This window comes from Parasutterella muris (assembly GCF_943193095.1).
GTDB lineage: Bacteria > Pseudomonadota > Gammaproteobacteria > Burkholderiales > Burkholderiaceae_F > Parasutterella > Parasutterella muris.
The window spans coordinates 23219-37264 of sequence record NZ_CALPCV010000009.1 but is presented as its reverse complement, the minus strand read 5'-3'; the positions used below and the strand labels follow the sequence as shown (position 1 = coordinate 37264).

The following is a 14046-nucleotide window of genomic DNA, read 5'->3' as shown; positions in this document are numbered from 1 at the left end:
CTATTCTTTATTTTTTGGATCAGTTCCCAAATATTTTCCCAATACCTGATAGAGCCTTTTGAGTTCCAGCGGCTTGGAAATATGATCATTCATACCGGCTTCCAAAGATATTGAAACATCTTCAGAGAACGCATTGGCGGTCATGGCGACGATTGGAATCTCTTTTGCGTCTTTTCTATCGAGTTGACGTATTTTCCTTGTAGCTTCCAGTCCGTTCATTTCCGGCATCTGAATATCCATAAAGATCAAATCATAGTACCCGGTAGGACGCTGCTCAAAAGCTTCAAACGCTTTTTTCCCATTTGTCTGAACTTCAACCTCATAGCCAGCCATATCTAGAAACTCTTCTGCAACTTCAGCATTAAAGACGTTGTCTTCTGCCAGCAGAATACGTTTTTTTATGGTCGGATGATGCGCGGGCTGCGTTGCCTGCTTTTCAGTTTCATTTTTTCTATTAACGTCGTTTGCCTTCAGGCAGTCATAGAAGGAAGATGTGAAGAAAGGTTTAGCGATAAATCCGTTAACTCCGGCTTCTCTCGCTCTCTTTTCAATTGGTGACCAATCATAAGCACTGATAATGATGATGAGAGTTTCAGGTCCGACGATTTCTCGAATCTTACAGGCAGTTTCCTCTCCGTCCATTTCCGGCATCTTCCAATCAAGGAAGCAGACGTCAAACGGGTCTCCTTCTTCCAGAGACTGTTCGATCTTTTCGATTCCTTCTCTGCCGCTCAATGCAAACTCAGTCTTTTGTCCAAGCTGGCCTAAAAGCAGACACGCGTGTTCACAGGTATCTTTATCGTCATCAACAACAAGCGCTTTTAACTCTCTCAGCCCCTCGTCATGTTCAGCCGATTCATCAGTTAATCCGAAAGGAATATCTACGGTAAAAGTTGAACCTTTACCAAGTTCGCTTTTTGCGAAAATCGTCCCTCCCATAAGACTGACAAGGTTATAGGTGATGGCAAGCCCTAAGCCGGATCCTCCGAACTTCTTACTGATATCGCCAGAAGCCTGCTCAAACGGAAGGAATGCTCGCTGAAGAAATTCTTCATCCATTCCGATACCGGTATCAGAAATTTCGAATTTTAAACGAACACGGCTAGGACTCGTAGCTTTCTCGAACATTCTCATACGAACACTGCCGCCTTCTGGAGTAAATTTAATGGCATTGGCGAGAATGTTGATCAGAATTTGATTCGTTCGAAGAGCATCTCCAACAAAAGACTCATGCTTGACTCCGCTCATAGTGACCTCAAAATTCACACCTTTGCTCTTGGCTTGAGGGTCAACAAGATTCATTAGATTGTGAATTGCATCCTTTAGATTGAACGGCTCCTGAGACAGCACAAGTTTATTGCTTTCGATCTTAGACATATCAAGGATGTCATTAATGAGTCCAAGCAGATGCCTGGACGCCTGCATGGTTTTTGTCAGACAGTCTCTGACTCTTTCCTTATTGTCGAGTTTAGCAAGTGCGATTGTCGTCATACCAATGATCGCATTCATGGGCGTACGAATCTCATGCGACATATGCGAAAGAAATTGGCTCTTTGCGCGGCTGGCATTTTGTGCAGACTGAAGAGCGTCGCCCAATGTCCTCTGGTACTGAATTTGTTCTGTTTCATCTACAAGCGACACGACAAACCAGCTGGATTCTCCCGCTCTCATCAGATAGACATGCAGTTTGTAGGATCTGGAGCTGCCGCGTAGTTCAACCGTACGTGGAGCAAAAGATGAAGCAGCAGAGTCGGTTAGGCACTTTTGGAGCCACTCGTTATCTTTATCATTCAGCATCTGAAAAAAAAGATTCTTATCTTTTAGGATGTTGGTGTGGTTAATACCGAGAATTGCCTTGGTGTTAGCGCTGACAAATTCAGGTTCACCTGTGCGAGTGAAGATGATATAGACGTCGTTCACGCTAGCGCACAGAAGATTAAGAAGCTTTTCCCTCTGCAGGATTCGTTTATTCCACCTAGTGACTTCATTGGTCTCGCTGTAAATAAAGAAAATCAGGAATAGACCGAAAACAATAGTAAAAACAACGATATATACGATAATTTTATCTGCATGCTCATGAATTTCCTGCCCTCGTTTATCTGCCCCATCCGCAATGATGTCAAGTGCGTCGTCAAGGCGGACAAAGGCCGGTTCTACGATCTGGCTATAGCGGGTAATGATGCTTACGACAGTCGGATCCTGTCGTGTCATCTCGATCAGCTCACGACGCTTTGCCTGTAGGCTGGATAACGCTTCCTTTAAATTGCTTAATTCTTCAGAACCACCTCTGTATTTTTTTTCAATGATCTTAATGCTGTTTTTCTGAAGTGCTTCCTGAGATTCCAATGTGCTTTCGATATCCTCCGGAGCTAAATCTGTCGATGCGAACACAACCGGCAAAATACTTCTGAAGTCATACAGGCGACTCTGCATAATTCGCGCCTGTGAGGAAACTGTATAGGGATAATCGTAGATATCTTGAGTGTATTGATTCACACGCAGGAGGAAGAAGACGGTCGTCAAAACATAGAGTGCGACAACGCTGCCAAGTACGACCGCACGATTTCTCGCGTTGATTATTCTCTTTGTCGGCATAATTCAGATCAACTGCCAGGGGTTCGTATTTCTATGCATTTCGTTATTTTAGTTCAGATTGACGACCTCTTCATACAACTTCTCCTATTTTTACCTCAGCTACTTCGCTTATCTCTCTAATGCTCAGTCTGAGATTTCTCCTCAGAGGACAGCTCTATGTGTCTTTAAGATAAATCGGATTTAATTTGATATGGGAATCATCTCTACGTGATTCGGCGTATATGCCAAAGCATTTGTCTCATTTGGAAAAGTCCATCAAGAGGGCTATTTGGAAGCAGAAAAACTCTTCGGTTCATAAATCTAAGGACCTGTCGTATCGGCTTGCGAAACTAGATTTATTTTTTTCAGTGATCACAACACTGTCGTCGCTGTTTTGCCTCATTGGAATTGCTTTCTTTTTTGGAATAAATTCGGGAGATGTTTCTGATTGGATTCTGGCTGCTCTGCATTGCGTCTTATGCCTTTTTACGTTGAACATTCTTCTTGGCTACATTTTTAGTTATGACACATATGTGAAGAAGGCCGGTGTTCTGAAATGGCTCGTTAACTTCCTCATACTGATTAATGCAGCGGTCCATTTCCTACCGCCTCTTCCTTCGCCTTTTCATTACCTTCAGGCCAATACTTTTCTCTTTGTATCACTAGCCGGCTATTCCATTATTTTTCTTAGTGCAAAGGCCCTGGATGCCGCTCAAAGTTATCGCTTAAATCCGACGCTCATCCTCGCTTCAAGTTTCCTTGTGGTGATTGCTTCAGGCACTTTCTTACTGATGCTCCCAAAAAGTACAAGAGAACCGCTTGACCTGATAGATGCCCTATTTATTTCGACAAGTGCGGTGTGTGTGACAGGACTTTCACCCGCTGATATCTCGCAAGTCTTTACAAACTTTGGGCTCCTAATACTTTCCTGCCTTATTCAAATCGGAGGGTTAGGACTGATTACGTTTACCAGTGTTTTTGCGATCTTCTATGCCGGTCAGACTTCTATCTACAACCAGCTACTGATCAAAGACATGGTTTACTCAAAAACCATGGATGCTTTGCTCCCAACCCTACTTTATATACTTGGGCTTACATTGATGATTGAAGCGATCGGCGCAGTCCTTATCTATTGGTCGGTACCTGCTGTTCTCTTTTCTTCAAATTATGAAAGAGGCGTATTTGCTGCTTTTCATGCGATGTCTGCCTTTTGTAATGCAGGTTTTTCAAATGTGAAAGACGGCCTGAGTAATCCGGTTCTGATGAATGGGAGTCAGTTTTTTTACTTAGTGATTTGTTTTTTGATGTTCATGGGATCTATTGGTTTTCCGATCCTGATTAATTTAAAAGACAAACTCGTTGCAGCCGTGAAACAGAAGATTGGATTATCTTTTCAGGACGAGACGAAAACGAGGTTTGATCTTAATACCAAGCTAGTCCTAATCCTCTCTGCGGTCCTAACAGCAACAGGGGCATTTCTTTTCTTTATTTTAGAATTCAACGGAGTACTGAAAGATCTTCCATTCTTCTCAAAGCTTGTTCAATCGTTATTTAACTCGATTCTGCCTCGAACTACTGGCTTTGCTTCGGTAAATCCGGCCGATTTCCATTCAGCGACTATCCTTATGATTTGCGTCCTTATGTGGATAGGAGGCTCATCACAATCAATGGCTGGTGGCGTTAAAGTAAATACGATCGCAGTGCTTTTATTAAATCTTAAGAGTTTGATTTTTGGAAGCCGCAACACAAGTGCATTTAATCGAACTATCCCACATGACTGTGTCATGCGTGCTTATGCTGTTGCATCGTCATCCGTTTTGGCAATCCTGTTCTTTGTTTTTTCACTTATGTTGCTTGAGCCTGAGCATTCATCTCAAGCTATTATTTTTGAAGTGATTTCTGCAATTTGCACAGTCGGTTCTTCTCTTGGACTTACGCCGAATCTTTGCTGGGAAAGTAAGGCGCTCTTATGCTGCGCCATGTTTTTAGGGCGTGTAGGCTTGCTGTCGGTGATGATTGGGCTCTTCTCCGGCAGATGCTATTCCGAGAAAGTCTTCCCGGATGAAAATATCATCATTAACTAGGAGTATTACATGCGTTATATGATTATCGGTTTAGGGACTTATGGACGTGAGCTCTCTATCAATCTTGCGCTTCACGGGAACGAAGTTATCGGCGTCGACAACCAGGAGTCCAACATTGAAGCAATAAAGGATAAATTATCAACTGTCTACCAGCTCGATTCCTGCGACGAAAATGCACTAAAAATGCTTCCCTTGAGGAATATGGACGTCATTATTGTGGCGATCGGTGAAGATTTTGGTGCCAGTCTGCGTACGGTGGCGCTTCTTAAAAAGATGGGACTAAAACATATTTATGCGCGAGCAATTGATAACCTTCATGAGTCCGTATTGGAAGCATTTAATCTGGATCGTATCCTAGCTCCGGAGAAAAGGGCTGCGAAAGACCTAACATTTGAGTTGGCTTTTGCCGCAAACTGCACCTCTTTCAATATCAGTGATGATTACATTATTTTGAAGATGAGGGTCCCGGAAAGATTTGTTGATCATAGCTATCGCAGCATGAATCTCTCAAGGTTCGGTCTTGTACTGCTGTCGGCTGTGCGGAAGGTAACTGAAAAAAATGTCTTGGGCCTTCCCTGCAGGAAAGAAGAAATACTGGACTTGGAGCGTCGAACGATGGAAGAGAAAATCCTGCTGAATGATGAAATTGTTCTGATGGGAAGCCGCAAGAACTTTACGGATTTTCTGCTCTCTGTTAAGGAATAAACAAGGGGCATAAATCTTCGTCCTCTTTAAGCTTTTTACGAGGATTAAAGCTTTTATATGAAGCGGTATGCTCGCAAGAACGACATTTTGATCCAATAAGCAGAAAAGCATGGAGTTGAAAAAATGACCGCATTTATGCGGTCGACCAAGGAGAACTTCAAAAGATATTTTATGGAACCCGAATATTCTTAAATTCGTGACATTCGTCACAGGCTAGTACCGGCTTTTTATGGCCTCTGTGACACTGACCGCAGTCAGGGTCTTCAAGGTGGGAGTCATGCGGATTGATGTCGTTCTTATCGGTACGTGCTGCAAGCTTTTCATAGCTTCCGTGACAAGAGAGACAATCCTTGGAGGGCACCTGCTTGGGAGGCATCGTTTTGTGGCAGGCTTCGCATTTTCCCAGACGTTCCATATGACGATCAGCCAGTAGCTTGTCTGCCGCAGAGGCGCTTGCCGCACAGAACATCGTGAGAAGGAAGAGCATGAGGTATTTTTTCATTATTTATCTCTGAGTTGGGTTCCTGCCAAAAGGAGCCTTTTGGCAGGATGATCAAGTTTGATTATGACCAGGGCTTTTCCGCAGCTACTGTCTTACCGGCAATGCGACCGAATACGCAGGCTTCTGAATTATTTGTGGCACCCTGATAAATATGACCCCACATAGAACCGAGTTCACCTGCACTGTAAAGACGCGGAATCGGACGATTGAACGGATCAAGAACCTGACCGAGTTTATTTCTGCGCGGACCGCCCTGTGTGTTCAGGATTGTCGGATAAAGCTCAGCAGCATAGTAAGGACCTTCACCGATGGGACGGGAGACGATCGGGGCTTCGCGGCCTTCAAATGCGACTTTGCCTTTCTTTTCCAGAGGACGGCCGAAATCTTTATCGGCTCCGGCTTTGATGTTTGTATTCCAGCGTTCAACTGTAGCAACTAGATTTTCTGCAGGAACGTTGATCTTTTTCGCAAGCTCTTCAATTGTCGGGGCAGAAACGATGACGCCCTTTTCAATTTCAGCCGAGTTGTCTTTAGACCACTTGTAATTTTCTCGATTCAGTGCATAACCAGAAGTAGCACCTCCGATGATCGGACCGCGCTTACGGGCTTCTTCATCAAAGATGACAAAGCAGGGAATTCTAGGGTAACGATGTTTGATCGGGTCGAGCGCATTGACCGCATAAATGCAAGTATGATTATCGAGTTTTTCGTTGGTAAAGCGTTTGCCGTCCTGATCTACGTAAATATGAGAAGGAGCAAGCATATTGATCTGCAGAGCTGTTTCCAGACCCGGAACCACTAAACCGAGCGGGCAGGAAAGAGCATTCATATGCCAAAGATCAGCACCGGCAGCCTGAGCCATTCTCACGCCGTCGCCGGTATTGCCAGGATGCCCGAGGCGATGGAACTTCTGACCCATAGTGTGGTTGGAAAGCATCTTATCGTTAAATTCGAAACCGCCGGTTGCAAGCACGACACCTTTGCGGGCTTTAACTGCCTGTTTTTTACCTTCGATTTCAATCCACGCACCAATCACTTGACCATCTTTTTGAATAAGTTCTAGTCCCTTTGCGTTGTAAACAACGGGAATCTTTCTGGCTGTTTCAACCGCATAGCGATAGTTATTGAAGAGCATGTCACCGCCGCGGGTCTTCTGTCCTTTCGGAGTACGGAAACGCCATTTATCGATTGCGTCGGATTCAGGAATGTTCTGGAAACCCGCATGACCATAGATATAGACTTTCTGATCCGGAGCGAGAGACAGAAGGAATTCTTTAGACTTCATTGCTTCGTCAACAAACGCTTCAAGAAGTTCAGCATCTTTCTGAGAGTTCGCAAAGTCGTAGGTCTTATCGAGGTAAGCGATCGCTCTTTCGCGATTATTCGGGATCATCATGCCGCCGGAAGAAACAGCTGTGTTGCCGCCGCCCTGGGCACATTTTTCAAAAATGACAACTTCAGCGCCCGCATCTTTTGCTGTGATAGCTGCAGAGGCGCCAGCACCGCCGTAACCAAGAATGACGACGTCAGTTTCCCGATCCCATTTCTGAGGAATCTCGCTGACGGCAGCGTGTGCGAGAGAACCGAGCGGAAGAGCGGCCCCAGTTGCAAAAAGGCCTTTGAGGAATGAACGTTTAGATAATTGAACTGTCATAATTTTCTCCGGGATTGACACTTTTGTTAAGGCTTGCTTCTGCCTGATGGAGAAATTATTTTCCGAGAGACTACCTAGGTAGTTTGTGTTTACTCAACATTCAGTTATTTTTTTCTGACTACTTGTTTTCCTTGATCGCAGAAATCAATTGGTTAAGCTCCGCCATTGTGTGAATCTGCAACTTTTTCAAACCGTTTCCCCGGTGATTTTCAATCGTTCTCACTGAATTACCAAGGCGTTCTGCGACCTCCTTGTTCATAAGACCGGCAGCAACAAACTTCAGAACTGTTTTTTCTTTTTCCGTTAGGGCATCCCAGCGCCGACGCGCTTCAAAAATATCGAAACTGAGTAAAGAGTAGCCTTTTGCTGACTTCCTCGCGCAATCGGCTACGACCTTGAGAAGTCTTTCCTGATCAACCGGCTTTTGTAGGAACTCAATGGCTCCTGCCTTCACCGCGGATACGGCCATATCGATATCGCCATGGGCTGTTAAGAAAATGATCGGCAGATGAATGTGTCGATCGTTCATCTCTTTTTGCAGCTCAAGCCCTGTCATTCCCGGCATTCGAATATCACTAATTAAGCAGCCGGTGACTGAAGCTGCATCATTTCTGAGAAAATCCTGGGCGCTACTATAGGTTTTTACCTTCCAGCCCTCACTTTCCAAAAGAAATTCCAAACTTTCCAACAGATCTTCATCGTCATCAACGACTCGAATACACGCTTTCTCAGCCATTTTCATTCGCTCCGCAGCTCGGAATTAAAACTGTCACGGTTAATCCGTTTGGTACATTTCTTTTAAAGATAAGCTTCCCGCCTAAATCCTCCGCTAAGGATTGGACAATTAAGAGACCAAATCCGAGGCCATCCTCCTTGCTTGATTTTTGAGAGTGGTTTTCAAGAGTTTTCCACATCTCCTCACTAATTCTCGGACCGTTATCCGAAACGCTAAGTACGATGTCCTTATCTTTCGCAGAAATTTCTAAGAAAATCTTGGGCGACGCTTGATTATGAACCGCTTCAAGCGCATTATTGAGAATATTCAATAAGATGATCTGAAGTTCTATCTCATCACACTTCGCACAATGCGGCTCTGAGGCGGAAGAAAAACTGATACAGCCAGCTTCAGGAGATGATTTTTTTAAGTCTACAACTACTGCAGAAGCAACAGACACGATATTAATTTCCTCTCGAAAACGATCCCCCTTAGCATAGGATCTGACCTTATCGATAATTTGCGTGGCTTTTTGCATCTGTTTATTAATTTTTTCCAGAGAAGTATCCAGGAGTGCCGGAGGAAGGTCATTTCTCTCCATTCGTCTTCTCAGGGTGAAGCAATAGTTGCTCGCTGTGGCAAGAGGCTGTTTGAGTTCATGGGCTATCATTGTTCCCATCTGTCCCACAACGCCTGAAGTCTGTATTTTATTAAGACGCTGCCGAATCACATTGGCTTCCTTAGCGAGCTCCTTTTCACGTTTAAGAGAGTAAGTAAGCTGACTAGTTCGTTTGATAACCAAGGCATTTACGCGAACAACGTGCAGGAGCAAGCCGAAGAACAAGAGAGCAGCGAATATAAAATAATGGCGGTATTCTCGGATGAAACGTGTCAGATCAAATTTCCGTAGGTATTCATAAGGACCGACCTTTAGGTCCAGAAAAAGCTTATCGACCTTTGTGAAATCAGTTGCCACGCTCCAGTGAAGGTTATGGGCAATGGGCGGCATATCCAATAGCGCTGCTGAAACAACCCTGCTGATCTCAGGTGGCGTATTTGGCGTCGTAGACAGTGTCCAATTTGGATAAAGGTCTGTAGAGTGAAGACATGGGAACTCCTCTCCGCTTGGCTTTGCTCCAATAATTTTCAGCTGATTTTGCTCAAGTAGGCCGGAGTATTCCAAGAAGCAGGCTCTGGCGATGCCAACGTCTGCTTTTTTATCTAAGACAGCCTGTATGGCAGGATATGCGTCATGACCAAGAAAAAGGGTTTTCTTAAAGAAATTATCCGGAGCGAACCCTTGTTTTAGAAGCTCACCCATTGCTATTTGCCAGCCCGAGAAAGCATATGGATAGTTAGCTGAAGCAACTCTACCTTTTAAATCTGCAATGGTTTTAATGTCTTCGCGATCTCTTCTGACAAAAAACACCGAGCCGTCTGCATAGTTAGGATTAGGTGCCAGATCGGAAGCTACGGTTGCTAAATCCCTCAAGCCTGTTCTCTCGATAACGAGTCGCCGAAAAGCGCCAGCAGACGTCAATACAAGGCCCAATTCTTTGCTCTTTACCGCATTCGTAATACCAATAAGATTTAGCCTTTTAACAACAAGTTTGTTGTTTTTAAGCGCTTTTTGAAGTGTTTTGATAGTATCTTCAATAATAAGCTCATTAATATTATGGGATGCAAACTCACTTATCCCAAGCGTGACCGTTTTTTGATTTTGTTCCGTGGCACAAAGTGACGATTGGAAACCTAAGGTAACAATAAAGGTTGTAAACAACGATGATAAAAGAGCCTTGATCGAGGTTCTTATGCCTTGAGAGTTGCGGTTCACTATTTTCTTCCCTATTTTTGTGCATTTGTGGGTTGATTAACGGCTAGTCTCTATCTAATGAGTTATTGAACCTCTTTCTGTAAGTGTCTGATAACGATTTTACTTTAGATCGAGCCGGTCTGGTTCTTTCATACAAGAATGTCATGAAAGGATGAGTGACGGAGTGACTGACGTATAAGATAATTCACCGTCAGTGCTCTAATTTCTGACTATTCCAACTAATTGACAGTAATATCTCATCATCTTTTGTTAACTATCGTCATATTTATTAAATTTCTTGTTTAGAAAAATCATTATCAATTAAATGATGTATACAGTTAACCGAAGTTAGATATTAATTATTGAAATTTAAGATAGACCGAATCTTCACTGTTGCATGAATTGAACTGGGCCGACTGATGTATTTCCCTGTGCTGTATGTACGCTTTCGGTAGCTCAAATGACCGTATTGATCTGTAGAGCATTTACCACTCCTTTATCACAGTCACGAACTTCATTGCTGAAGATATTGTTGAAACGGCTTCCTTATAAAACTTACTTGGTGCTCTCTATGAGAATTTGATTAGTGACGACGCTTTCGAGTTCGAGGCCTGGTTACTAAAACAACCTCCCTATTTTCCAAAAATTTACAAATTATCGATTTATTACTCTATTTCATATAATATTACTTATAAGAAGTAAAGATAAATATTCGGGGCCTCTATGGAAAAATCCCTTCTAGTTATCGGAGACAAGAATAATTTTGGAATCAGCGTTCCCGAACCTGCTGAAACGATTGATGTGGCTACTTTTTATCTGGCAGGATTTCGATCAGTAAACTCAATACGCTGTTTAGAAAGCCGACTCAATGTCATGGCTAACTTGATTGGTTTTAACAATTGTCATGAAGTACCTTGGGGATCACTTCGGCTGATCCATTTCAGAAAACTCATTCAGATCATGAGTGAGCTGAAAAATGAAAACGGAGGTCAGATTTATACGAGCTCCTCTCTGAACTCATATATTTCTGCCATTCGGGGAATCAGCGAGGCTGCATGGTCCCTTGGGCTAATGACACAGGAAGAAACAGCGCGCATTAGACAAATAAAAAAATTCAGAACCAAACGTATAACCGTAGGACGTGAACTAAGTTTAGAAGAAACTGCTGCATTGCTCGACAATAGCTCAGGGCCCAAAATTTCAGAAATCCGAGATCACGCAATTCTTGCCATCCTCATCGGAACAGGAATACGGCGCGCTGAAATTTCTTCAATCTCTTTTGAGGGATATGACCGACGGCAAGGCTCGTTAAAAATTATCGCGAAAGGAGATAAGCAAAGAAAAGTTTATATGCCGAATGAAGTAAGACAGGCGCTCGATCAATGGATCGATGTTCGAGGCAGTCAGACAGAAGGACCAATCTTTGTCAGAATTAGACGATTTGGCGTCATCGATACAAAGGCTCCGCTGACACCTGAAGCTGTCGGACTGATTGTTCAAAAATATACAGCTCTTGCTGGCATTACAGACAAAGTGACACCGCATGATCTCAGACGAACTTTTGCAACACGGCTTATTAAGCAAAATGTTGACTTAGTCGCTGTACGAGATTTGATGGGACACGCCAGCGTCGTCACAACTTCGAATTACGATAGAAGAGGAGAAGAGAGGATTATTGAAAATATTCAGAAGGTTAAATTGAGATAAATGGTCCGCCATAAGAGCGCAAACCGAAACAACCCAAGAGTTAAAAATAACGGAAGATAATGTAGTCTGCTTCATCCGGCTGTGGTCACAAACTTCGGCATAGCGTCTAATCCTTTAATTTTTCTTTGCCATTTAACTTTATTAATACTCTGACGAGTTGGGGTTATTCATTTGAATCAACATACCTCTTTTTTCTCAAAGCTTCGGACGCCAAAGCGGCTGCATTTCCAAGCGCAAACTTCCGACAACAGCTATCAAATTTGCAACTGGCTTCAATGGATTTAGTTGTAAACGAGAAAATAGTAATTACTCCAAACCGCAGGTTTTTGGTAAATTATCGTTTTAAATTTGGCACGCTTCATCACAAAGATTCCGCCAAAGCAGATCGTTCAATGCATAAAACTTTGACTAACTTAGACTCCGCTCATGGATTAGCAGCCGTCTATAAGCGAACCTGTCTTCTGCTTCTCTTTGTGCTTTTTCTCTCAGGCTGCGCTCTTCATCCTTCAGTCGACAATGGACCGGAATTAAAAATACTCCATACTAACGATATGCACTCGCATTTTGCCGGAAGCAAGAGTGACAATGCTTGTCTTCGGGAAGAAGGCTGTACCGGCGGTTACGGCGCTATTGCGGCTTATGTAAAACAGGCTAAAAAAGAAGACCCTGAAACACTTTTCTTAGATGCAGGTGATCAGTTTCAAGGTTCATTACTCTACGTGAACGGAAAATCACAGTTCGTTAGAAAGATCGATAATCTCATGGGGTTTAACTATGCAACGCTGGGCAACCATGAGTTCGATGAAGGCTGCGAAAAGCTTCTGGCATTTATTAACACGGCTAATTACCAGTTTCTGGCAGCGAACTTAAAGCCGGAAGACGGCTGTGCGCTTAGAAAAGCAAACATCAAACCGTACGTCATTACCGAATACAACAAAGAGAGGGTTGGCATCATCGGTATTGCAAATCCCGATGTTGTCAGCGAATCCATCGCCTGCAGACACACGAAATTTATTAATCCGATACAAGCCGTCCGCTCTTCTGTACAGGAAATTCAAAAAGCCGGCGTACATGTCATTATTGTGCTTTCTCATATGGGCTTGCCTTTTGATAAAAAGCTGGCTTCAGAGGTCGCAGACATTGATATTATCGTTGGCGGACATACTCACGATTACATCGGCCCGGGATCAAAAATAGGGGGCTACCCCATTGTTGAAAAGTCTCCAAACGGAGCCCCGGTTTTGATCGTGACCACGTCCGGAGAAGCAAAGTATCTTGGAAATCTTTCCGTCAGATTCGATAACACCGGCAAGCCGATTTCTTGGTCTGGCAGTCCGATGCTGATGGGAAAAGCCGGCGGGGATAAAGAGATCACACAGATTATTGATGAGGCGGCTGAGAAAATTCAAAAAGAAAATTCCGTTATTGTCGGTGAGAACCGAGTTAGAGCTAACGACGGAATAGAAGCATGCCGACACGGGGACTGTTTTTCTACCTTTCTAGTAACGCGTGCAATGCTTGAATACGCAAAGAAGAACGGAGCATCCATTGCACTGATTAACGGCGGAAGTTTCCGTGGATCAATACCGGTCGGGACAGTAACAAAAGGAGATCTGGATAACCTCCAGCCCTTTCAGGACATATTGGAAATCAAAGAATACACCGGGCGAGAGCTTCTCGAAGCGGTTGAGCGCGGTGTCTCAGACGAGGGCGGCATAGGTCCTAGAATTTTGCAAACTGCGGGGTTAAGATATTCTTACGATCCTACTGCTGAAGTCGGTAAACGTGTCATCTCTGTTGAGGTTCAAAATCAGAAGGGACGATGGGTGCCGATAAAGCTCAATCGCAGGTACACGGTCGCACTGAACACCTTTCTGGCATCCGGAGGAGACGGACATAAGGCGCTTGGCAGCGGAAAAGTTGTCAAAAAAACAAATGTTTTAATACCGGAACTTTTTGCCAAGTGGCTGACAAAGAACTCACCGGTTTTGGATCGACCGGAACAAAGTATTACCGCAATCACGGGTGCAAAAGCTGAACGTTAGGGGTTTTACATACCCAAAAAAATTTCTGTCAGAACTTTATTTTTCTAAATTTTCTTTGATATTCTAAAAATAGAAATTAAACCTATGAAGCGAAAGTAAAGCTTGTAGTGCACTCACAGAGAGTCCGTGTAGCTGAGATACGGGCAGGACGCATACTTGCATAATGGGTCGCTGAGGGCGCAAGGAAAGGCTGCATACAGCTGAGTATTCTGCGACGTAAGGCATACGTGAGTTGCCGGAAGTATGA

The 14046-nt window shown here is 43.7% G+C and carries 9 protein-coding genes; 4 read left to right on the top strand and 5 right to left on the bottom strand.

The features are described from left to right. A complete protein-coding gene (locus NFR90_RS04840; protein WP_251451090.1) occupies window positions 1-2595 on the bottom strand; it encodes a response regulator in 2595 nt (864 codons plus the stop codon). A gap of 242 nt (window positions 2596-2837) precedes the next feature. Between NFR90_RS04840 and NFR90_RS04835 the strand changes: the two genes are divergently transcribed. Together NFR90_RS04835 and NFR90_RS04830 are read left to right on the top strand one after the other, a co-directional pair. Next, complete coding sequence (locus tag NFR90_RS04835; RefSeq protein ID WP_251451088.1) at window positions 2838-4658, top strand: TrkH family potassium uptake protein; 1821 nt, start codon at window positions 2838-2840, stop codon at window positions 4656-4658. 9 nt (window positions 4659-4667) lie between these two features. After that, window positions 4668-5363, top strand: coding sequence for a potassium channel family protein (locus NFR90_RS04830; RefSeq protein ID WP_160335559.1), 696 nt, complete (start codon window positions 4668-4670; stop codon window positions 5361-5363). 169 nt (window positions 5364-5532) lie between these two features. Here NFR90_RS04830 and NFR90_RS04825 read toward each other — a convergent pair whose 3' ends face one another. The 4 genes from NFR90_RS04825 to NFR90_RS04810 form a co-directional block, all read right to left on the bottom strand. Beyond that, window positions 5533-5865, bottom strand: a complete 333-nt coding sequence (locus NFR90_RS04825; RefSeq protein WP_160335558.1) for a cytochrome c3 family protein — start codon at window positions 5863-5865, stop codon at window positions 5533-5535. Window positions 5866-5926: 61 nt separating this feature from the next. After that, on the bottom strand, window positions 5927-7519 hold the full coding sequence (locus NFR90_RS04820; RefSeq protein WP_160335557.1) for an FAD-dependent oxidoreductase: 1593 nt from the start codon (window positions 7517-7519) through the stop codon (window positions 5927-5929). A 118-nt stretch (window positions 7520-7637) separates the two neighbouring features. Next, a complete protein-coding gene (locus NFR90_RS04815; RefSeq protein ID WP_277612796.1) occupies window positions 7638-8255 on the bottom strand; it encodes a response regulator transcription factor in 618 nt (205 codons plus the stop codon). Then, a complete protein-coding gene (locus NFR90_RS04810) occupies window positions 8248-10068 on the bottom strand; it encodes a sensor histidine kinase (protein ID WP_251451084.1) in 1821 nt (606 codons plus the stop codon). The genes NFR90_RS04815 and NFR90_RS04810 overlap by 8 nt, the downstream gene beginning before the upstream one ends. A 702-nt stretch (window positions 10069-10770) precedes the next feature. Between NFR90_RS04810 and NFR90_RS04805 the strand changes: the two genes are divergently transcribed. Both NFR90_RS04805 and NFR90_RS04800 read left to right on the top strand, forming a co-directional pair. Continuing rightward, on the top strand, window positions 10771-11754 hold the full coding sequence (locus NFR90_RS04805) for a tyrosine-type recombinase/integrase (protein WP_251451082.1): 984 nt from the start codon (window positions 10771-10773) through the stop codon (window positions 11752-11754). Between the two features lie 392 nt (window positions 11755-12146). Beyond that, window positions 12147-13799, top strand: a complete 1653-nt coding sequence (locus NFR90_RS04800; protein ID WP_160335553.1) for a bifunctional metallophosphatase/5'-nucleotidase — start codon at window positions 12147-12149, stop codon at window positions 13797-13799. Window positions 13800-14046: the final 247 nt, after the last annotated feature.